15 protein-coding genes are annotated in these 18,653 nt (G+C 68.7%); 7 read left to right on the top strand and 8 right to left on the bottom strand.

Annotation, left to right across the window (positions count from 1 at the left end):
* Window positions 1-83: 83 nt before the first annotated feature.
* The 3 genes from E2169_RS09465 to E2169_RS09455 all read right to left on the bottom strand — a co-directional run bounded on the left by E2169_RS09465 (window position 84) and on the right by E2169_RS09455 (window position 5,475).
* Window positions 84-500, bottom strand: a complete 417-nt coding sequence (locus tag E2169_RS09465; RefSeq protein WP_229659202.1) for a DUF2147 domain-containing protein — start codon at window positions 498-500, stop codon at window positions 84-86.
* Window positions 501-516: 16 nt separating this feature from the next.
* A complete protein-coding gene (locus tag E2169_RS09460) occupies window positions 517-2,499 on the bottom strand; it encodes an alpha/beta hydrolase family protein (RefSeq protein WP_229659140.1) in 1,983 nt (660 codons plus the stop codon).
* Between the two features lie 123 nt (window positions 2,500-2,622).
* A complete protein-coding gene (locus E2169_RS09455; protein ID WP_132986363.1) occupies window positions 2,623-5,475 on the bottom strand; it encodes a TonB-dependent receptor plug domain-containing protein in 2,853 nt (950 codons plus the stop codon).
* 226 nt (window positions 5,476-5,701) lie between these two features.
* On the opposite strand from E2169_RS09455, the gene apbC reads away from it, so the two are divergent.
* The 3 genes from apbC (at window position 5,702) to dcd (ending at window position 8,821) form a co-directional block, all read left to right on the top strand.
* On the top strand, window positions 5,702-6,574 hold the full coding sequence (gene apbC, locus E2169_RS09450; protein WP_132986362.1) for an iron-sulfur cluster carrier protein ApbC: 873 nt from the start codon (window positions 5,702-5,704) through the stop codon (window positions 6,572-6,574).
* A gap of 216 nt (window positions 6,575-6,790) precedes the next feature.
* A complete protein-coding gene (locus E2169_RS09445) occupies window positions 6,791-8,131 on the top strand; it encodes a S8 family peptidase (RefSeq protein WP_132986361.1) in 1,341 nt (446 codons plus the stop codon).
* 114 nt (window positions 8,132-8,245) lie between these two features.
* Complete coding sequence (dcd, locus tag E2169_RS09440; protein WP_132986360.1) at window positions 8,246-8,821, top strand: dCTP deaminase; 576 nt, start codon at window positions 8,246-8,248, stop codon at window positions 8,819-8,821.
* Window positions 8,822-8,827: 6 nt separating this feature from the next.
* Here dcd and E2169_RS09435 read toward each other — a convergent pair whose 3' ends face one another.
* Both E2169_RS09435 and E2169_RS09430 read right to left on the bottom strand, forming a co-directional pair.
* Window positions 8,828-9,262 carry an HIT family protein gene (locus E2169_RS09435; RefSeq protein ID WP_132986359.1) on the bottom strand — a complete coding sequence of 145 codons (435 nt, stop codon included), beginning with the start codon at window positions 9,260-9,262 and terminating at the stop codon, window positions 8,828-8,830.
* A 12-nt stretch (window positions 9,263-9,274) separates the two neighbouring features.
* Complete coding sequence (locus tag E2169_RS09430) at window positions 9,275-9,982, bottom strand: dienelactone hydrolase family protein (RefSeq protein WP_132986358.1); 708 nt, start codon at window positions 9,980-9,982, stop codon at window positions 9,275-9,277.
* 129 nt (window positions 9,983-10,111) lie between these two features.
* Between E2169_RS09430 and rimO the strand changes: the two genes are divergently transcribed.
* Window positions 10,112-11,500: a 30S ribosomal protein S12 methylthiotransferase RimO gene (rimO, locus tag E2169_RS09425; RefSeq protein WP_132986357.1), complete on the top strand. Its 1,389-nt coding sequence runs from the start codon at window positions 10,112-10,114 to the stop codon at window positions 11,498-11,500.
* Window positions 11,501-11,791: 291 nt separating this feature from the next.
* Here rimO and greB read toward each other — a convergent pair whose 3' ends face one another.
* Complete coding sequence (gene greB, locus E2169_RS09420; RefSeq protein WP_132986356.1) at window positions 11,792-12,298, bottom strand: transcription elongation factor GreB; 507 nt, start codon at window positions 12,296-12,298, stop codon at window positions 11,792-11,794.
* Between the two features lie 60 nt (window positions 12,299-12,358).
* Entirely contained in the window at window positions 12,359-13,885 is a 1,527-nt protein-coding gene (locus E2169_RS09415; protein ID WP_132986355.1) for a helicase HerA-like domain-containing protein, read from the bottom strand.
* 132 nt (window positions 13,886-14,017) lie between these two features.
* On the opposite strand from E2169_RS09415, the gene E2169_RS09410 reads away from it, so the two are divergent.
* The 3 genes from E2169_RS09410 to E2169_RS09400 all read left to right on the top strand — a co-directional run bounded on the left by E2169_RS09410 (window position 14,018) and on the right by E2169_RS09400 (window position 17,815).
* The gene (locus E2169_RS09410) at window positions 14,018-15,532 is read left to right on the top strand and encodes a transglycosylase SLT domain-containing protein (RefSeq protein ID WP_132986354.1); all 1,515 of its coding nucleotides are present in this window, start codon (window positions 14,018-14,020) and stop codon (window positions 15,530-15,532) included.
* 42 nt (window positions 15,533-15,574) lie between these two features.
* Window positions 15,575-17,182 (top strand): protein adenylyltransferase SelO, encoded by a 1,608-nt coding sequence (locus E2169_RS09405; protein ID WP_132986353.1) that lies wholly within the window; start codon window positions 15,575-15,577, stop codon window positions 17,180-17,182.
* Between the two features lie 78 nt (window positions 17,183-17,260).
* On the top strand, window positions 17,261-17,815 hold the full coding sequence (locus tag E2169_RS09400) for a hypothetical protein (protein ID WP_132986352.1): 555 nt from the start codon (window positions 17,261-17,263) through the stop codon (window positions 17,813-17,815).
* 13 nt (window positions 17,816-17,828) lie between these two features.
* On the opposite strand, the gene E2169_RS09395 is transcribed toward E2169_RS09400, so the two are convergent.
* Window positions 17,829-18,650 (bottom strand): glycoside hydrolase family 19 protein, encoded by an 822-nt coding sequence (locus tag E2169_RS09395; protein WP_165942386.1) that lies wholly within the window; start codon window positions 18,648-18,650, stop codon window positions 17,829-17,831.
* Window positions 18,651-18,653: the final 3 nt, after the last annotated feature.

The raw sequence follows: 18,653 nt of genomic DNA, 5'->3' as shown, positions 1-18,653 counted from the left end.
GCCGGCCCACGGTCTGCGTACGCCGCAAGGAAAAGGGCCCGGCGATTGCCGGGCCCCACAGCTAGCTCAAGGCCGGTGCCGCATCATTCGCGGATCCACACCTGCTCCCGGCAGATGAATGCCACGCAGCCGGAGACGCCGAGCTTGTCGTCGTCGATGAGCTTGAGCCTGGACTTGTAGGTCTTGCCCTTGGCCGGGTCCAGGATGGTGCCGCCCTCCCAGCCATCACCGCCCGGCGACAGGCCCCAGAGGATGGCCATGCCCTTGATCGGCTTGCCCTTGTTGTCGCCCTTGCACTTGTCGCATGCCGGGTCGGGGCCGCGGTCGGAGTGGAGGATATCCACCACCTGGCCGCGCAGTTTTCCGCCGGACTCGGAGATCTCGACGATCGACTTCACCTTGCCGGTTTCGTCGTCGATGGTCTTCCAGCGGCCGGTGGGGGACTGCTGGGCGACGGCGGCCAGGGGCAGCAGCGCCAGCAGGAGTACGGTGGAGCGGATAAATACGTTCATGGTTTCACTTCCTGCCGATGTGGCGGTCGAAGAAGTCCAGCATCTTCGTGTACAGATTCTCGCGATTGTCCTCGTCGTAGAAGCCGTGCATTTCACCCGACTGGATGATCATGCCTTCCGGCGGGTTGCCGGCCTCGATGAGGGCCTTGTTCATCAACTCCGTCTGCTCCGGCGGCGTGCGCTCGTCGCGGGCGCCGGCGGCGAGGTAGACCGGGATCTTCACTTCAGCGGCGCGGCGCGCCGGTGAATTCGCGGCCCACGTCGCGCTGTCGGTGCCGTGGGTGCGACGCAGGTAGCGCAGGCCACTCTCGTTGCGCGGGATGTCGCCCCTCTTGAACATCATGTCCACGTCGTAGACGCCGACGTAGCCGAAGGTGCACCCGAACAGGCCCGGCTCGCGGATCGGCGCCATCAACGCCGAGTAGCCACCGAAGCTGCCGCCGTAGATGCAGATGCGCTCCTTGTCGGCATGGCCCTCGCGGATCGCCCAGTGGGTGGCGTCAAGGATGTCGTTCTGGATGCCCTGGCCCCACTGCATGTGTCCGGCGTCCTGGAACGCACGGCCATAGCCGCCGGAGCCGCGGTAGTTGACCTGCAGCACGGCGTAGCCGCGGCTGGCGAACAACTGCGCTTCGGGGTTGAATGCCCAGCGGTCGCGCGGGCCGATGGGGCCGCCGTGGGGATTGACGATCAACGGCAGATTCCTGCCATCGGAGCCGTTGGGAAGCGTGAGGTAGCCGTGGACGAGCTGCCCGTCGCGCGCGGTAAACGAGAACGGCTGGACCGAAGCCATCCTGTCCTTGTCCAGCCACTGCCTGTTGCTCATGAGGAAGCGGGCGCTTCCGGTATCGCGGTCGAACAGGTACAGCTCGCCCGGGTTGCTGTCGCTGTACACGGAAACGACGATCTGCCCGCCGTCCTGGGTATAGCTCGAGAAATCGACCATCTGGCCCGGGAACGACTGCGCAAGCGAGGCGTAGAGCTGGCCGTCGTGGTGCGATTCGTCGAGAAGGGTCACGTCGGGTGCGCCGGCCTCGGTGACGACCGCCACCAGCGCCGTGTCGTCGGTGGACAGGATGTAGTCCGAGATCTCCGCGACCTGGTCCTGGAACAGCTTCGTGAACTCTCCGGTGGACGTGTCCAGCGTACCGATCGCGGCCGGAGAGCGTTTGTCGTCCTCCATGACGTAGACGGTGCCGTCGGCGGTGGTGTGGATGACGAACAGGTGCTTGCCGTCGGTCTTGGAGGCATTGACCAGCGTCCACCGGTTGCCTTCGAGGCGGAAGAGCTCGGTACGCTCGTCGAAGGCGCCTTCCTCGTCACGGCTCGACGAGCAGATCGCGAACCTCGGCTCCTTTGCCGCGTCCACGGAGATGCTGCAGTTGACCTTCGGCGCCTTGGCCAGCGTCGTGCGGCGCCCGCTGAGTACGTCGAGCCTGACCAGCTCGGTGCCCGCGCCCTCGGCGGAGCGCGGGTAGCGCGCCTGCATCAGGACGTACTGGTCGTCATCCTTGAGCGTGTCGAGCAGCGAGAAGCGCTGGTTGCCCACGGCCTTGCCGCGCTGCGTGGCATCGCGGGTGCCGTAGAAAATGAGCGGGCGGGGCTGCGATCCGTCGGCGTTGACCGCGAACCACTCGCCGGTCATGAAGGGTTGCGCATAGCCGCCCATCTTCCTGACCGCGTTGAACATCAGCCGGTCGGAGCTGACCCAGTAGAAGCTGCCGACACTCTTTTTGTCGGGCAACTGGTTGACCTTGACGATCTGCAGGTCGGACGTGCGCATGACGGTCAGCACGTCCTGGTCGCCGCGATCCACGGTGATCGCGAGGTATTCGCCGGTAGGCGAGATCTTCACCTCGCCATAGGTCGCGTGCCTGACGAAGTCCCTGACCGAGTATTCGGGGTTCGCCGCGCCCGCCAGGCCTGCGGGGGCCAGGCACGCGGCCATCAAAAGGGAAAGGTAAACGGTGACTGCCTTCATTTTCATGTGCGCATCGCTTCGGTTGTCTGGTGGTCGCCAGGATGGCCGGGGCCATTGGGGAAACCAGGGTGATCCAACAAGTGCAAAGCCCGGCATTGCCGGGCTTTGCGGGTTGGTTGCAGGCCTTGATCAGCGGAAGCGGTAGTCCATCTGGATGAACACTTCGCGACCGATCGGGCTCTGGCCGCCCCAGTAGTTGAAGTACGGCCAGGAGGTGTGCGACTCGTCCACGATGTGGGTGTTGTTCAGCACGTTGTTCACCAACAGGGTGACCTTGAGGTCGTTGGTGATCTGCTTGCCGACGTTCATGTTGTAGGTGATGAAGGGCTGCAGGCGGCTGGTCTCGGCCCAGTTGGGGATCGAGCCGTAGCGCAGGCCGAACAGTGTGGTGGTCCAGTCGTTGTAGCTCCAGGTGACTGCACCACGCACGCGGCTCCGGTGCTCGAAGTTCTGCATGTGGTCGCGCCAGTTGACACGCGGTGTGTCGAAGCGCTCCTGGGTTTCCGAGCTCAGGATGTGCGAGTACGCCAGCTGGGTGTCGAAGCTGCCCCAGCGATCGGTCGTGGTCCGATAGCGGAAGGTGGCGTCGATACCTTCGACCTCACGGAACGCACGGTTGATCGGGCCACGCACGATCTGCGATACACGCTGGTCGTTCGGGGTGCCGGGAGCGTCGGTGCGGCTGATGCGGCCCAGCATCTCCTGGCAGAACGAGCTGTTGATGTCGAAGTCGGACGGGCTGCCGTCACGCTTGACACCCAGTCGGCAGTCGGCTTCCTGCTGCAGGATGTAGGCATTGCTGATATCGCCCACCTGGTCCTCGAGTTCGATGCTGTAGTAATCGACGGACATCGACATGCCTTCGATCAGGTCGAGCACGAAACCGGCTGTCCACGACTTGCCCGTTTCCTCCTTGAGGCCCGGGTTGCCCTGGCGGACGCCGAACGCGCTGTACGACTCGGACGTCAGTGCGTTCGCGGCGCACTGCGAGTAGGTCCGGCCCGCCGAGCGGCAGGCATACTCGTCGAGGATCCCGGAGAAGCTGCCGCTCTGCTCTGCGAAGACATAGTGCATGTCCGGCGAGCGGAAGCTGGTGCCGTAGTTGGCACGGACCAGCAGGCGGTCGACCGGACGCCACTCGAGGCCGGCCTGCCAGGTCGAGGCGCCGTCCACTTCGGTGATGTCGTCGTACTTGTCGTAGCGGCCGGCGACGGTCGCGCGGAGTGTATTGACGATCGGGATGCTCAGCTCGAGGCCGACCGCATAGCGGTCGCGCTCGCCGCCACCCCCGGTGCCGGTAAGGTTGAGCGGCTTGTCGGGCGCGGTGGTCGGGTAACTCGGCAGGATCCGCGGATCGGCGTTCAGATCGTATTCCTGCGACGCCCACTCGAGCACGCCGGCGAAGCCGAGCGGGCCGGCCGGCATCTCGAACAGGTCGCCGGAGACCGTGAAGGACGCCGTGGTCGCCTTCGATTCACCCCGGTTGACGACACGGGTGGACATCGAACGGTACTGCTCGGGGGTCAGCGGCGTGTGCCAGGCGTCGAAGTTCATGTTGAACACCGGATATGCGCCGAAGAACGGATCAACCGCACCGTCCACGCGGGTCAGGAACAGGTCGTGGACCGACCTGGCCAGCAGGCGCGGACGGTCGTTCTCATACTTGTAACGCGACTGTGCCAAGGTGACGTCCCAGTCGAAGCGCTCGCCGAACGTGCCGCGGTAGCCCGCCGCGAGCTCGGTTGCGCGCTCGGAGTACTCGCTGGCCACGGCGTCGAGGCCGCCGTACTCCTCGGGCCGGAAGATGCGCTGGAGCTGGACGATCGTGCCCAGGGAGGGCTCGTAGAACAGGCCGCTGTGCACATCGATGGTGTTGCCCCACCACTCGGTGCCACCGCTGGAGATGGCCTCGGAATCCCAGCCGAAGGCGCTGGCCCAGAGCTGGTCGCCGTTGTCCAAGTCGAACGTGCCGTAGCCGTAGGCGGAGGTGTTCGAGGACTTGTTGCGGATGGTCTGCAGGGCGGCGTCGTTGTCCGGCCCGCAGACGAGGCCACGGGTGGGCGAGTTGAAGGTGCGGTAGCCGAAGCGGTCGCAGACCTCTTCACCGGGGTAATAGGCCGCGTGGCCGGGCGGGATCGGCGCCCCCGGGCCGAAGTTGAGCAGGTTCAGCGCCACCAGCGCCAGCGCCGGGCTCGGGTTCGGGTTGCCCGGGTTGTCGAAGACCGAGTCGATGAAGTCGCGCTGCGTGCCGTAGATCGGCTCGCGCTCCAGGTGCTCGAACGCATAGACCACGCTCCAGCGGTCGCCGGACCGGCCGCCGGTCCACTGGATGTGGCCGGTGTCGCCACCGCCCATGGTGGTGGTGCCGGCCAGCAGGCGGACCGCGTCGCCCTCCATGTTCTCGCGCAGGACGACGTTGACCACGCCGGCCACCGCGTCGGAGCCGTAAATGGCCGATGCGCCGCCGGCCAGGACCTCGATGCGCTCGACCATCGCCGAGGGGATGGCGGCCACGTTCACGAAGTTGCTCTGGCTGTTGTACGGCTGCGGGTACTCCGCCATCCGGCGGCCGTTGAGCAGGAACAGCGTGTAGCCGGGGCCGATGCCGCGCAGGTTGATCACGCTCGCGTTGGGGGTGAAGCCGCCTGCAAACATCTCGCCCTGGACGTTGGTCGAGTTCTGCGTAAGGGTTTCGAGCGCATCGAATACCGTCACGTGGCCTTCACGCTCGAGGTCCTGCCGGGTGATGACCGTGATCGGGGCCGGGCCTTCGATCTCGGCGCGCTTGATGCGCGAACCAGTTACCTGGACCTTGTCGAGGGTGGTCGTATCCTCGGCAGAGGTCGTCGACTGGAACTCGTCCTGCTCGTTGGCCTGGGTGGCATCCTGGGCCAGCACGGCCCCGCTTGCGGACACCATCAAGGTGGCCAGCAGCGCGACGCTCAGCGGGCTGCGCTTGAAATCGTTACGACGTATCGTCATGTGAAGTATCCCCAATACTGACTGGTAAAAGACGGTCGAGCCACAAGCCGCTAGCACAGGACCGGTTACGGTTCATCGGGTACATCCCCTCCCGATGATCCGACATTAACATGGGGTTAACACGAAGTGCCACATTGCGCGCAGACCCGTGCCAGGCCGGGCGGGCGCAGTTTGGGGCGGCTCGCTGAATTGCATGAAACTATCTGAAAAATGAAGGAATGTTCCCTTGAATCACGCCGATGAAACCGTCTCCCTATCGTCCAGGGCGGTGCAGCCCAGGCTTTCGCCGCTGCCCGGCATCCGCAACATCATCGCCGTGGGCTCGGGCAAGGGTGGCGTGGGCAAGTCGACCACGACGGTCAACCTGGCCCTGGCGCTCGCGGCCGGTGGTGCGAGGGTCGGCATCCTCGATGCCGACGTCTACGGCCCCAGCATCCCGACCATGCTCGGCCTGTCGGGCCGGCCGGAGAGCCCGGACAACAAGTCGATCATCCCGATGCGCGTGCACGGCATCGAGGCAATGTCGATCGGCCTGCTGGTCGAGGAGGACACGCCGATGATCTGGCGCGGCCCCATGGCGACGTCGGCATTGACCCAACTCCTCAACGACACCCTCTGGGGCGGCGACGAGGGCCTGGACTACTTGATCGTCGATCTGCCGCCCGGTACCGGCGACATCCAGCTGACGCTGGCGCAGAAGATCCCGGTGGCGGGGGCGGTGATCGTGACCACGCCGCAGGACGTCGCCACCCTGGATGCGCGGAAGGGCCTGAAGATGTTCGAGAAGGTCGAGGTGGCGGTCTTGGGCCTGGTCGAGAACATGGCCGTGCACGTGTGCGCGAACTGTGGGCATGCCGAGCACCTCTTCGGCGAGGGCGGTGGCGCACGCATGGCCGAGCAGTACGGGGTTCCGCTGCTGGGTTCGCTGCCGCTGGAGCGGACCATCCGGGAGCAGGGCGATGCCGGTCTGCCGATAGTCGTGGCGGCGCCGGATTCGACCGCTGCCATCGCCTATCGCACGCTCGCCCTCAATCTGGTTGCGGAGCTCCGCAAGCGCCCGCGCGTGCCGATGACGATCGCTTCGTCGCTGCTCGGCTGACCTTCGCCGCGCGATCGCCGCTGCACTGCGGCATCCGCGCGCGGAAATTTGCAAAAAATTTGACGCGGGTGGCGGAATTCGCCAGGCGCTGGCGCCGCATGGGGCCAATGCTGCAATGCGGCGTGTCCGCGTTGCCTCCAGGTTGCAATGTCCCCCGGCGCCCGGCTTTGGGCGCGCTCTTTCAAGGGGTAGTCCGTGATAAGCAACCATCGTCATATGCTTCTGGCCAGTGCGATCCTCCTTGCGTTGTCCGGCCCCGCGCTTGCAGGCGGAAAGCCCGATCTCGTGCTTCGCGGCCTGCATGCCGGCGTTCCACACGTCCCGGGAGAAGTTCTGGTCAAGTTCCGCGACGGCGTCGACGCCGCCTCCCAGGAGGCCTTCTACCGCAACTACGGCGTGCAGAAGTCGGCGACCGTGCGCACCGACAAGGGCCGGGGTGAGCTGGCACTGGTCCGGCTGCCCGCCGGGCAGGGTGTCGCCAGTGCCGTCAGCGCGCTGTCGAAGATCGGCGCCATCGACTACGTCGAGCCCAACTGGATCTACCAGCACACCGACGTATCGAACGACACCTACTATGCCGACGGCACCTTGTGGGGCATGTACGGCGACGCAACCAGCCCCGCCAACCAGTTCGGTTCGCAGGCTGGCGAGGCCTGGAACGCCGGCCATACGTCCTGCGGCGATGTCTGGGTCGGGGTGATCGACGAGGGTTACATGTACTCGCACGTCGACCTCGCGGCCAACGCCGGCACCAATCCCGGCGAGATCCCCGGCAACGGCATCGATGACGATGGCAACGGCTATATCGACGACGTCTACGGCTGGGACTTCGATGGCAACGACAACACGGTGTTCGATGGCGTGGACGACGACCACGGCACCCACGTGGCCGGCACCATTGGAGCCGTGGGCGGCAACGGCACCGGCGTGGCCGGCGTGTGCTGGGAGGTCAAGCTGATCAACGCCAAGTTCCTCGGCAAGCGCGGCGGCACTACCGCCAATGCGATCAAGGCGGTGGACTACATGACCGACCTGAAGACCCGGCACGGTCTGAACATGGTGGCCACCAACAACTCGTGGGGCGGTGGCGGCTTCTCGCAGGGTCTCAAGGACGCGATCGGGCGCGCCGATACGGCGGGCATCCTGTTCATCGCCGCCGCGGGCAATTCGGGTGCGGACAACGACGCTACCGACAGCTACCCGTCCAATTACACGAACCCCAACGTCGTCGCGGTGGCGGCGCTGGTGAAGGACGGGTCGATGGCCAGCTACTCGCAGTACGGTGCAACCACGGTCGACATCTGCGCACCGGGTTCGGCCATCGTGTCCACGGTGCCGGTCCGCTCCAAGGGCAGCGTGGTTTCCGGATATGCGAGCTACAGCGGCACGTCCATGGCGGCGCCACACGTGGCCGGTGCCGCAGCGCTCTACAAGTCGTCCCGTGCGGGTGCGACCGCGGCCGATGTCAAGGCGGGCATCATGGGCACGGCGGTGACCACGGCTTCGTGCGAAGGCAAGGTGGTCAGCAACGGCCGCCTGGATGTCAGCAGCTTCTGATTGCGGCACCAGGATGGAGGAGGCCCGGTCCGCCGGGCCTCCTTCTTCCAGACCCCGAGCGGACGACGGGTGCGGCGGCTAGAATTGGCCACCAATCGCGTGGGCAGGAACTGCATGAGCATCAAGTCCGACCGCTGGATCCGTCGCATGGCCGCCGAGCAGGGCATGATCGAGCCCTTCGAGCCCGGCCAGGTCAAGCACGCCGGAAACGGCGAACGCATCGTCAGCTACGGCACCTCGAGCTACGGCTACGACGTGCGCTGCTCGCGCGAGTTCAAGGTGTTCACCAACATCAACTCGACCATCGTCGATCCCAAGCACTTCGATCCCAAGAGCTTCGTGGATATCGAGGCGGACGAATGCATCATCCCGCCGAACTCGTTCGCGCTGGCGCGCACAGTGGAGTACTTCCGCATCCCGCGCGACACCCTGGTGGTCTGCCTGGGCAAGAGCACCTACGCGCGCTGCGGGATCATCGTCAACGTCACTCCGCTCGAGCCCGAGTGGGAAGGGCATGTGACGCTCGAGTTCAGCAACACCACGCCGCTGCCGGCGCGCATCTACGCCAACGAGGGCGTGGCGCAGATGCTGTTCTTCCAGGCCGCGGCCGACGACGTCTGCGAGACCTCGTACAAGGATCGCGGCGGCAAGTACCAGGGCCAGACCGGGGTCACGCTGCCCCGCACCTGAGCCGGCTCAGCCGCGCAGCGCGGCCTGCAGGTCGCGTACGCGGTCGACCAGGGTTTCGGGCGCGTAGGGCCGGGAGGCCACGCGGCCCCAGACCGGCGCCGGCCACGCCGGGTCGTGTTCGAAGCGGGCGATGACGTGCACGTGCAGCTGCGGCACCAGGTTGCCGAGCGCGGCCACGTTGAGCTTGTGCGGCTGGAACACGTCGAGCAGCAGCCGCTCGCAGCGGACGATCTCCTCCATCAGTGCGCTGCGCTGCGCGGGGTCGAGGTCGAGCAGCTCGCGGGCGCCGGCCACGCGCGGCACCAGCACCAGCCACGGATAGTTGCTGTCGTCCATCAGCTGCAGGTCGCACAGCTCGAGGGCGGCGAGCGGGTGGCTGTCCGCGGCGAGCTGCGGATGCAGGGCGTAGGGGTCGGGCTGCGTGACGCGATGACGGGACATGGCGGCCTCCTTTCAGGCGCTCGCTGCGGGCGCGAGTGCCCGGTGCAGGAAGTCCAGCGTGCGGGTATGCGCGAGGCGGGCGCTAGCCTCGTCGAAGTGACGCGGGTCGACGTCGCGGTTGAACGCGTGGCCGGCGTCATAGACATGGAGTCCGGCTTCGGGCCGGGCGCGGCGATGGGCCTCGATGTCGGCCTCCGGAATGCTGGAATCGCGGGTGCCGAAGTGGAACAGCATCGGCGCCCGCAGCGGTTCGTCCAGGAAAGGCACAGTACGCGCGCCGTAATAGCTCACTGCGGGCAGGCCCAGGCGCGCGTTGGCCAGGTAGGCCACGCTGCCGCCCCAGCAGAAACCGACCACCCCGATCCCGGCGTGCCGGTCCGCTGCCTCTTCGGAGAGCAGGGTCCGCAGCTGGGCCGCTGCGGCTTCGACGATGGCCACCGCGCGGTCGAAGCCCAGGGCCGCGGCGAGCGCGCGGCCACGTTCGAAACCGGACTCGTCGTAGGCGAGCTCGACGTCGCGCTGGACCGGGTCGAATACCGCGGGCGCCAGCGCCAGCAGGCCGTCGCGGGCGTAGCGCTCGGTGACCGCGCGCATGTGTGCGTTGACGCCGAAGATCTCCTGTACCACGACCAGGCCGCCGCGGGGTGCCGCTTCCGGGCGCGCCAGCCAGCCGCCGACCTCGCCGATTCCCGCGGCCTCCAGGCTGACTCGCGTACCCATCGTCGCCTCCGGGCGGCCGGCCAGACACCGGCCCTCGGGTGGATTCTAGCCCGCCGGTATAATCGCGGCGCGAAGACCACCAGACCCCTCCGCCGCCGCGCGGACCCACGCCGAGCCCGCCGCCAGCGCATGAACGATATCGCCACCCCGACCGCCCCCCGAGTGGGCTTCATCAGCCTTGGCTGCCCCAAGGCCCTCGTCGACTCCGAACGCATCCTTACCCAGCTCCGGGTCGAGGGCTATGCGCTGTCGCCCAGCTATGACGACGCCGACGTGGTGGTGGTCAACACCTGCGGCTTCATCGATTCGGCGGTGGAAGAATCGCTGGACGCGATCGGCGAGGCGATGGCCGAGAACGGCAAGGTGATCGTCACCGGCTGCCTGGGCAAGCGCGCCGACGTGATCCGCGAGGCGCATCCGGGCGTGCTGTCGATCAGCGGCCCGCAGGACTACGCCAGCGTCATGGACGCGGTGCACGCCGCGCTGCCGCCGCGGCACGATCCCTTCATCGACCTGATGCCGGCCCCGCGCCTGGGCGCGGAGGACTACGCGGACGGCGTGAAGCTGACGCCGAAGCACTATGCGTACCTGAAGATCTCCGAAGGCTGCAACCACCGCTGCAGCTTCTGCATCATCCCCTCGATGCGCGGCGACCTGGTCTCGCGCCCGGTGGATGAGGTGCTGCGCGAGGCCGAGCGCCTGGTGCGCGGCGGCGTGCGCGAGCTGCTGGTGGTGTCGCAGGACACTTCGGCCTACGGCGTCGACCTGCGCTACGCCGAGCGCGAGTGGCGGGGCAAGGCCTACCAGACGCGCATGAAGGCGCTGTGCGAAGGCCTGTCAGAGCTCGACGCCTGGGTGCGCCTGCACTACGTCTACCCGTATCCGCACGTCGACGGCATCATCGAACTGATGACCGCGCGCCGCGCCGACGGACAGCCGCGGCTGCTGCCCTATCTCGACATCCCGTTCCAGCACGCCAGCCCGCGCATCCTGAAGCTGATGAAGCGCCCGGGCGCCGTCGAGCGCACCCTGGAGCGCGTGCAGTCCTGGCGCGCCGCCTGCCCGGAACTGACCGTGCGCTCGACCTTCATCGTCGGCTTCCCGGGCGAGACCGAGGCCGAGTTCGAGTCGTTGCTGGATTTCCTGGACGAGGCGCAGCTCGACCGCGTCGGTGCCTTCGCCTACTCGCCGGTGCAGGGCGCGGCGGCGAACGCGCTGCCCGACCCGGTGCCCGAGGAGGTCAAGCAGGAGCGGCTGGCGCGCTTCATGGAGCGCCAGGCGGAGATCTCCGCCGCGCGCCTTGAAGCCAAGGTCGGGACGGTGCAGCGCTGCATCGTCGACGCCATCGACGGCGACCTGGCGATCGCGCGCTCGATGGCCGACGCGCCGGAGATCGACGGCCTGGTGCAGGTGCAGGACGGCCGCGACGCCGGGCTGCGCCCGGGCGAATTCGCCGACATCCGCATCATGGGCAGCGACGAGCACGACCTGTACGGCGAGGTCGAGTACAACGACTGAGTGCGGAGGGTGCGTGGGGTACTCCGCCGGCTGTCCCGCTGCGCGGGCCTTTATGCCGGCTGCGTACCCCACACACCCTCCGCTGCCACCGCTGAGGTGGGGTGAGGGGGAAGCGTCGCGCTTCTGCTTTTCCCGGCGGCCCGCGGGGATGCGCTGCAAGGCGGGTGGGTGGGTAGGCAGTGGGCATAAAGGCCCGCGCAGCGGGACAGCCCACGGAGTACCCACCCACCCGCCGTACCGCGCGCCAACGCGCCATCGCGCCGCGCCCGGTCGCGGTCTGCGCCGGGCGCCTCAGTCCGCGGGATAGTCCACCGACACCACCAGGAAGCCGCGGCGTCCGCCTGGAAGCTCGACTTCGACTTCGTCGTCCACGCGCTTCTTCAGCAGCGCGCGTGCCAGCGGCGAGTCGATGCTGATCCAGCCCAGCGCCGCGTCGGTCTCATCGGGGCCGACGATGCGGTGGCGCGCGCAATCGCCGCTGTCCATGTCTTCGACCTCGACCACCGCGCCGAAGTAGATCGCGTCGGGATCGGACGGGCGCGTGTCCACCACGCGCAGATCCAGCAGGCGCTTGCTGAGGTAGCGCACGCGGCGGTCGATCTCGCCCAACTGCTTCTTGCGGTAGGTGTACTCGGCGTTCTCGGAGCGGTCGCCCTCGGCCGCCGCCGCCGACAGCGCGCGCACCACCTCCGGCCGACGCACGCGCCAGAGGTCGTCGAGCTCGGCCTTCAGGCGCGCATGGCCCTCCGGGGTGACCAGCGCGGTGGATTTCTCGGGAGGCGGGCGCCAGCGCGACATCGCGGCGTCAGCCGATGCCGGCGCCGCGGGAGCCGCGCGCGGAATGGACGATGCGGCTGATCACTTCTTTCCGGTGATGCCGCCGAAGATCCCGCGCAGGATCTGGCGTCCGATCTGGTTGCCCACGGTGCGCGCGGACTGCTTGGCCATGGTCTCGATCATGCCCTGTCGGCGCTTGGTGCCGAACACCGCGTCCTTGACCGACTGGGCGAAGCCGCCACCGGACTCGGCTTCGTCCTGCTTCGCGGTGCGGGCCTTCGGTGCTGCGGCCTGTTCGGCCAGGCCCTCGGCCTTCTTCGCCAGGATTTCGAACGCCGACTCGCGGTCGACCGCGGTGTCGTACTTCGCGCCGACCGGGCTGCCGGCGCGTACGCGTTCGCGCTCGGCGTCGGTGATCGCGCCCATGCGGCAGCGCGGCGGCGCGACCAGGGTCTGTTCGACGGGCATCGGCGCGCCCTTGCCCTGCAGCGTCGACACCAGGGCCTCGCCGGTGCCGAGCTGGCCGATGGCCTTGGCCACGTCCAGCCCCGGGTTGGACACGAAGGTTTCGGCCGCCGTGCGCACGGCCTTCTGGTCGCGCGGCGTGTAGGCGCGCAGCGCGTGCTGCACCCGGTTGCCGAGCTGGCCGAGCACGTTGTCGGGCACGTCGTCGGGGAACTGCGAGCAGAAGTACACGCCCACGCCCTTGGACCGGATCAGGCGCACCACCTGCTCGATGCGCTGCAGCAGCGCGGACGGCGCGTCGTTGAACAGCAGGTGGGCCTCGTCGAACACGAACACCAGCTTCGGCTTGTCGAGGTCGCCAACCTCGGGCAGGGTCTCGAACAGCTCCGACAGCAGCCACAGCAGGAAGCTCGAATACAGTCGTGGCTTCAGGATCAGGCGGTCGGCGGCCATGATGCTGACCACGCCACGGCCCCCGGTGGTGGTGCGCATGATGTCGACCAGCTCCAGGGCCGGCTCGCCGAAGAAGGCATCGCCGCCGTCCTGCTCCAGGCGCAGCAGGGCGCGCTGGATGGCGCCGATCGAGGGCGTGCTGACCAGGCCGTACTGCGTGGATACCGTCTTGCGTTCCTCGGCCACCAGGGCCAGCAGCGCGCGCAGGTCGGCGAGGTCGAGCAGCAGCAGACCGCGGTCGTCGGCGAGCTTGAAGGTGATGTCGAGCACGCCCGACTGGGTGTCGTTGAGCTCGAGCATGCGCGCCAGCAGGGTGGGGCCGATCTCGCTGACCGTGGTCCGCACCGGGTGGCCGGACTTGCCGTAGATGTCCCAGAACACCACCGGGCTCGCCTCCGGGCCGTAGGCATCGACCCCGATCATCTCCGCGCGCTCGCGCAGCCTGTCGTTGATGTCGCCGGGCACGGCCAGGCCGGCCACGTCGCCCTTCACGTCGGCCATGAATACGGGCACGCCGATCCGCGAGAAGCCCTCGGCCAGGGTCATCAGGGTCACCGTCTTGCCGGTGCCGGTGGCGCCGGCGACCAGGCCGTGGCGGTTGGCGAGTTTCGGCTGCAGGAAGACGCGACCGCCGGTTTCGGGCAGGGAATCGGGCTGGGTGACGGCTTTGCCGACGAGGATCGGGTCCATGGGGGCTCCTGTGCGTGATGCCGGGATTCTAGCGACAAGCGGCCGCGGGGCGGTTGCAGGCGCGGGGGGCTTTGCGCTGGCCGTGGGCGGTCGCTACGCTGCCGGCTCGCTTTGCAGTCCCCGGTCCATCGAATGCCCCCACGTTCCGCTGTCCTCCCGAGGCTGGCGCTTGCCGCCGCCGTCGCAATGTTCGCCCTCCACGTCCCTGAAGCCTCAGCCCAGTCCAGGCGCGACCGCGCCGCGGCCGGGGAGCTGACCGGACGCATGGCCGCCGCGGAGACCCGCTACCGCGAGTCGCTGGTGAAGGCCGCCAACGCCGATCCGGATGCCATCGCCGAGGGCGACGCCGCGCTCGAGGACATGGAGGACGTGATGCTGGCCTGCGAGAAGCAGCGCGGCTGCCAGGTCTCGTCGCTGATGCCGGCCTTCAAGCGCCTGCTGAAGGCGCAGGCGGACGAGGCGTCGGGCGTACCGGAAGAAGACTTCGATGGCGACGGCCTTGCCGATGGCCACCTGCCCACGGGCGAGGTGCCCGAGGGTGCCAGCGCCGCGGCGCTGCTGAGCGAGGACGGCCAGCGCTTCGTGCGCATGGTGCAGTTCAATCCGGCGGTGCAGGAGGGCATCCGGCGCTGGCTCACCGACATGCGCGTATCGCTCATCACCAGCCACGAAAACTACCAGTACATGCGCCACCTGATGGCGCCCGCGTTCGAGGAGCGCGGCCTGCCCGAAGCGCTGCTGTTCGGGATCATGGCCAAGGAATCCACCGGCCGCGTGCACGTCGGCTCGCGCGCCGGCGCCGTGGGTCCGCTGCAGTTCATGCCGGCCACCGGGCGCCGCTTCGGCCTCGGGGCCGATGCCAGCGGCTTCGACACCCGCTACGACCCGGCGCTGTCCGCCGATGCCGCCGCGATATACCTCAGCGAGCGCTTCGCCGAATTCGGCAACGAGGTCGAGAAGTGGCTGGCCGCCTACAACGGCGGCGAGGGCCGTGCCCGGCGCATCCACGATGCCAGCGGCGGGCGCCAGTTCTGGGATGCGGACGTCTACAGCCAGTTCCCCGCCGAGACCCGCGACTACGTGCCGATGGTGATCGCCGCGGCGTGGCTGTACCTGCACCCGCGGGAATACGGCCTGAGCTTTCCGAAGGTCGACGCGCGCCCGGCGCACTTCGCGCTGTCGCGCCCGGCCTCGATCTATGAACTCACCGTGTGCATGGGCGACAGCGGCAGCCGGCACGGCTACATGCGGCAGCTGCGCAACCTCAACCCGCGCTTCGAGGCCGACCAGGTGATCCCGGCCGGCGCCGTGCTCCAGGGCACCACGCGCATGGCGGCGCTGTACAAGCGCTGGTGCGCCCAGGGCCGCCGCGCCGACCTGGCGAAGCAGCTCGTGGGCAGCCGCGTGGACTCGGCCCTGGTCCGGGCCGGTCCGGTCGAGGCGGTGCCGACCACGGTTGCCACCGGCGTGCCGACGCCCGCCGCGGGTCCGCGCGAGCATCGCGTCGCGCGCGGCGACACCCTGGTCGGGATCGCGCGGCGCTATGGCTGCGAGGCGCGTGGGCTGGCGCAGGCCAATCGCCTGAAGGCGCCGGCGTACAGCATCCGCATCGGCCAGCGCATCCGCCTGGAGGGCTGCAGCCGCTGAGCGGCCACGGCGCCGTTGCGCGCCGGCTGCCACACTGCGCGCATGCGCTTCGACTTCGACAACGCCTTTCTGCGCGAGCTGCCCGGCGACCCGATAGCCAGCGCAGGCGTGCGCCAGGTGCACGGCGCGGCATGGTCGCGCGTGATGCCCACGCCGGTGGCGGCGCCGCGGCTGGTGGCGCATTCCGCAGAAGTGGCGGCGCAGCTCGGCCTGGACGCGGATGGGATCGCGGCGCCCGCGTTCGCGCAGGTGTTCGGCGGCAATCGCCTGCTGGACGGCATGGATCCCTGGGCGGCGAACTATGGTGGCCACCAGTTCGGGCACTGGGCGGGCCAGCTTGGCGATGGCCGTGCGATCAGCCTGGGCGAAGCGGTCGGCGTCGACGGCGGCAGGCACGAGCTGCAGCTCAAGGGTGCGGGCCGGACGCCGTACTCCCGCGGCGCCGACGGGCGCGCGGTGCTGCGCTCATCGGTCCGCGAGTTCATCTGCAGCGAGGCCATGCACCACCTGGGTGTGCCGACCACGCGCGCGCTGTCGCTCGTGGCCACCGGCGACGCGGTGGTGCGCGACATGTTCTACGACGGCCATCCAGGGCCGGAGCCCGGCGCCATCGTCTGCCGCGTGGCGCCCTCGTTCATCCGCTTCGGCACGTTCGAGCTGCCGGCCTCGCGCGGTGACGTCGACCTGCTGCGGGCGCTGGTCGAATTCTGCGTGTGGCGGGACTTCCCCTGGCTGCTGGGCAGGCGCGCGGCGCTGCCGCTGGCGGAACTGCGCGCGGCGGCTGCCTTCGACGAGGCCTTGTTCGCCGCGTGGTTCCACGAGGTGTGCACGCGCACGGCGGCCCTGGTTGGCCACTGGATGCGCGTCGGCTTCGTCCACGGCGTGCTCAACACGGACAACATGTCGATCCTCGGGCTGACCATCGACTACGGCCCCTACGGCTGGATCGACGGCTACGATCCCGACTGGACCCCCAACACCACCGATGCCCAGGGCCGCCGCTACCGCTTCGGCTGGCAGCCGCGGGTGGCGCACTGGAACCTGGGGCGGCTGGCGCAGGCGCTGTCGCCGCTGTTCGCCGACGCCGCGCCGCTGCAGGCCGGACTCGATGCCTACGCCACGCGCTGGGCGGCGTGCGAGCGCGACAATGCCGCCGCCAAGCTCGGGCTGTCGGAGTGCCTGGGCGACGACCTTGCGCTGATGCGGGAGCTGCAGGCGCTGATGCACCGCGCCGGGGCCGACATGACGAATTTCTTCCGCGCGCTGCCGGATGTCGACATCGAGGCCGAAGCGCCTTCGCTGGAGCCCCTGCGCGGCGCCTTCTACGACACGGTGCAGCTGGCGGCCAGCGCCGACGCGCTCGACGCCTGGCTCGCACGCTACGCCACCCGCTGCCGCGCCGACGGCCTGCCGCGGGAGGCGAGGGTGGCGCGCATGCACGCGGCCAACCCGCGCTACGTGCCGCGCAACTACCTGGCCCAGCAGGCGATCGAACGCGCGGAGGCCGGTGACGAGGCCGGTATCGCGGAGCTGCTCGACGTGCTGCGCGAACCCTATGACGAGCAGCCGGGCCGCGAGGCTTTCGCCGCGCTGCGCCCGGACTGGGCGCTCGACCGCGCCGGCTGTTCGATGCTGTCCTGCAGCTCGTAGTGGTATCACCGGCAGCGTGCGCGCCGTTGACGCCGGCGATGGCAGGCTGCAGCCTGCAAGAACGCGAGGATTGAACACATGAAGCAGATGTTGGCGTTTGCATGCGGCCTGTTCTTGGCCGGGTGCGTCGGCCAGGAAGCCGCGGTGCCGCCGTCGCCGGGCGTCGCGGCCAGCGGCGCTGTCGCGGACGGGGATGCCGGGATGTTCTGCGCGGAGGGCGAGGACGTCGTGTTCGGCTGCAAGCTTGCGCAGGGCCACACCGTCGCGCTCTGCGCATCGCCCGGGCTGGCGCCGGCCGGTGGCGAGCTGCAGTACCGTGAAAACGTTCCTGGCGAAGCCGCCGACGTGGCCTGGCCGCAGGACGGCACCGTGGCCTCGCAGGCCTACCGCTCAGGCACCCTGATGTACTCGGGCGGCGGCGGGGCATTCCTGCGCTTCGACCGCGAGGGCCGGACCTACACGGTCTACACCGGCATCGGCCGCGGCTGGGAGAAGGCCGGCGTACTGGTGCAGGCGCAGGGCAATACCGTCGCGAACCTGGCCTGCGACGGCGAAGAGGTCTCGGCGATCGGCCCGGAGCTGTTCGCCCGGGCCGGCATCCCCGAGGACGCGGACGGCTTCGAGATTCCCTGACCGGCAGGGCCGGTCAGTACAGCGCGTCCTGCGCGCGCGCGTAATAGGCCTCGCGATCGGCAAGGCCGTTGGTGCCGCCGTTGATCAGGCGGGTGACCTCGACGAAGTTGCCGGCATCGGCCGCGGCATTGATGTTGCGGTCGCTCCAGTACCAGGCGGCGATGCGCGCGGCGTTCTCGGGAAGGGAGGCCAGTTCCGGATTGTTGATCAGGTCGAGCCCCAGGGCCTCGCCGGCCGCGGCGTAGTTGTAGCGACCGGTGATCTGGATGTAGCCGCGGCCCTTGTAGCGTTCGCCGTCGCCGGGCTCGGTGTTGCCAAGGTCGGCGCGGCCTTCGTAATTGGCGCCGCTGGCGATCTCTTCCAGGTACTGGAAGCCGCCGCTCTCGTGCGCCAGCTGGGCGATGAACATCGCCTGCCGCTGCGGTGTGTCGACCTTGGCTTCGGCCATTGCGATGTCGAGGTGCTCGGCGATCGCCGGCGCCCTGGACGGATCCAGCGTCGGCACGATCTGCAGCAGCTGGTCGGCGGTGATGCCGCCCTCGGTGTCGAGGCTCCCGCCCACGCGCTCGATGCCGCCGGCCCCGGTGGCGACGGTCCCGCCCGATGCGGCCGGCACGCCCGATGCCTCGTCGCCGCCAATTGGCAGGCTGACCTGTTCGTTGGGGTAGATCACGTCGGGATTGAGGATCTGCGGGTTGGCGGCGAGCAGCTGGTCGATGCCCAGGCCGTGGCGCAGGGCGATGGCCGACAGGGTGTCGCCGTACTGCACGGTATGCGACGGCGACTGCCTGGCCGGGATGTTGGCGGCATGGTGGCTGACGGGGGAAACGGCCATGTT

This window comes from Luteimonas terricola, assembly GCF_004352845.1.
GTDB lineage: Bacteria > Pseudomonadota > Gammaproteobacteria > Xanthomonadales > Xanthomonadaceae > Luteimonas > Luteimonas terricola.
This window is presented reverse-complemented; position numbering and strand designations above follow the sequence as displayed.

Excerpts from the sequence above, each read along its gene's own strand:
- E2169_RS09460 (WP_229659140.1), bottom strand. The coding sequence starts at position 2,499 with ATGAAAATGAAGGCAGTCACCGTTTACCTTTCCCTTTTGATGGCCGCG.
- E2169_RS09455 (WP_132986363.1), bottom strand. The coding sequence starts at position 5,475 with ATGACGATACGTCGTAACGATTTCAAGCGCAGCCCGCTGAGCGTCGCG.
- E2169_RS09445 (WP_132986361.1), top strand. The coding sequence starts at position 6,791 with ATGCTTCTGGCCAGTGCGATCCTCCTTGCGTTGTCCGGCCCCGCGCTT.
- dcd (WP_132986360.1), top strand. The coding sequence starts at position 8,246 with ATGAGCATCAAGTCCGACCGCTGGATCCGTCGCATGGCCGCCGAGCAG.
- E2169_RS09435 (WP_132986359.1), bottom strand. The coding sequence starts at position 9,262 with ATGTCCCGTCATCGCGTCACGCAGCCCGACCCCTACGCCCTGCATCCG.
- E2169_RS09430 (WP_132986358.1), bottom strand. The coding sequence starts at position 9,982 with ATGGGTACGCGAGTCAGCCTGGAGGCCGCGGGAATCGGCGAGGTCGGC.
- rimO (WP_132986357.1), top strand. The coding sequence starts at position 10,112 with ATGAACGATATCGCCACCCCGACCGCCCCCCGAGTGGGCTTCATCAGC.
- greB (WP_132986356.1), bottom strand. The coding sequence starts at position 12,298 with ATGTCGCGCTGGCGCCCGCCTCCCGAGAAATCCACCGCGCTGGTCACC.
- E2169_RS09415 (WP_132986355.1), bottom strand. The coding sequence starts at position 13,885 with ATGGACCCGATCCTCGTCGGCAAAGCCGTCACCCAGCCCGATTCCCTG.
- E2169_RS09410 (WP_132986354.1), top strand. The coding sequence starts at position 14,018 with ATGCCCCCACGTTCCGCTGTCCTCCCGAGGCTGGCGCTTGCCGCCGCC.
- E2169_RS09405 (WP_132986353.1), top strand. The coding sequence starts at position 15,575 with ATGCGCTTCGACTTCGACAACGCCTTTCTGCGCGAGCTGCCCGGCGAC.
- E2169_RS09400 (WP_132986352.1), top strand. The coding sequence starts at position 17,261 with ATGAAGCAGATGTTGGCGTTTGCATGCGGCCTGTTCTTGGCCGGGTGC.
- E2169_RS09395 (WP_165942386.1), bottom strand. The coding sequence starts at position 18,650 with ATGGCCGTTTCCCCCGTCAGCCACCATGCCGCCAACATCCCGGCCAGG.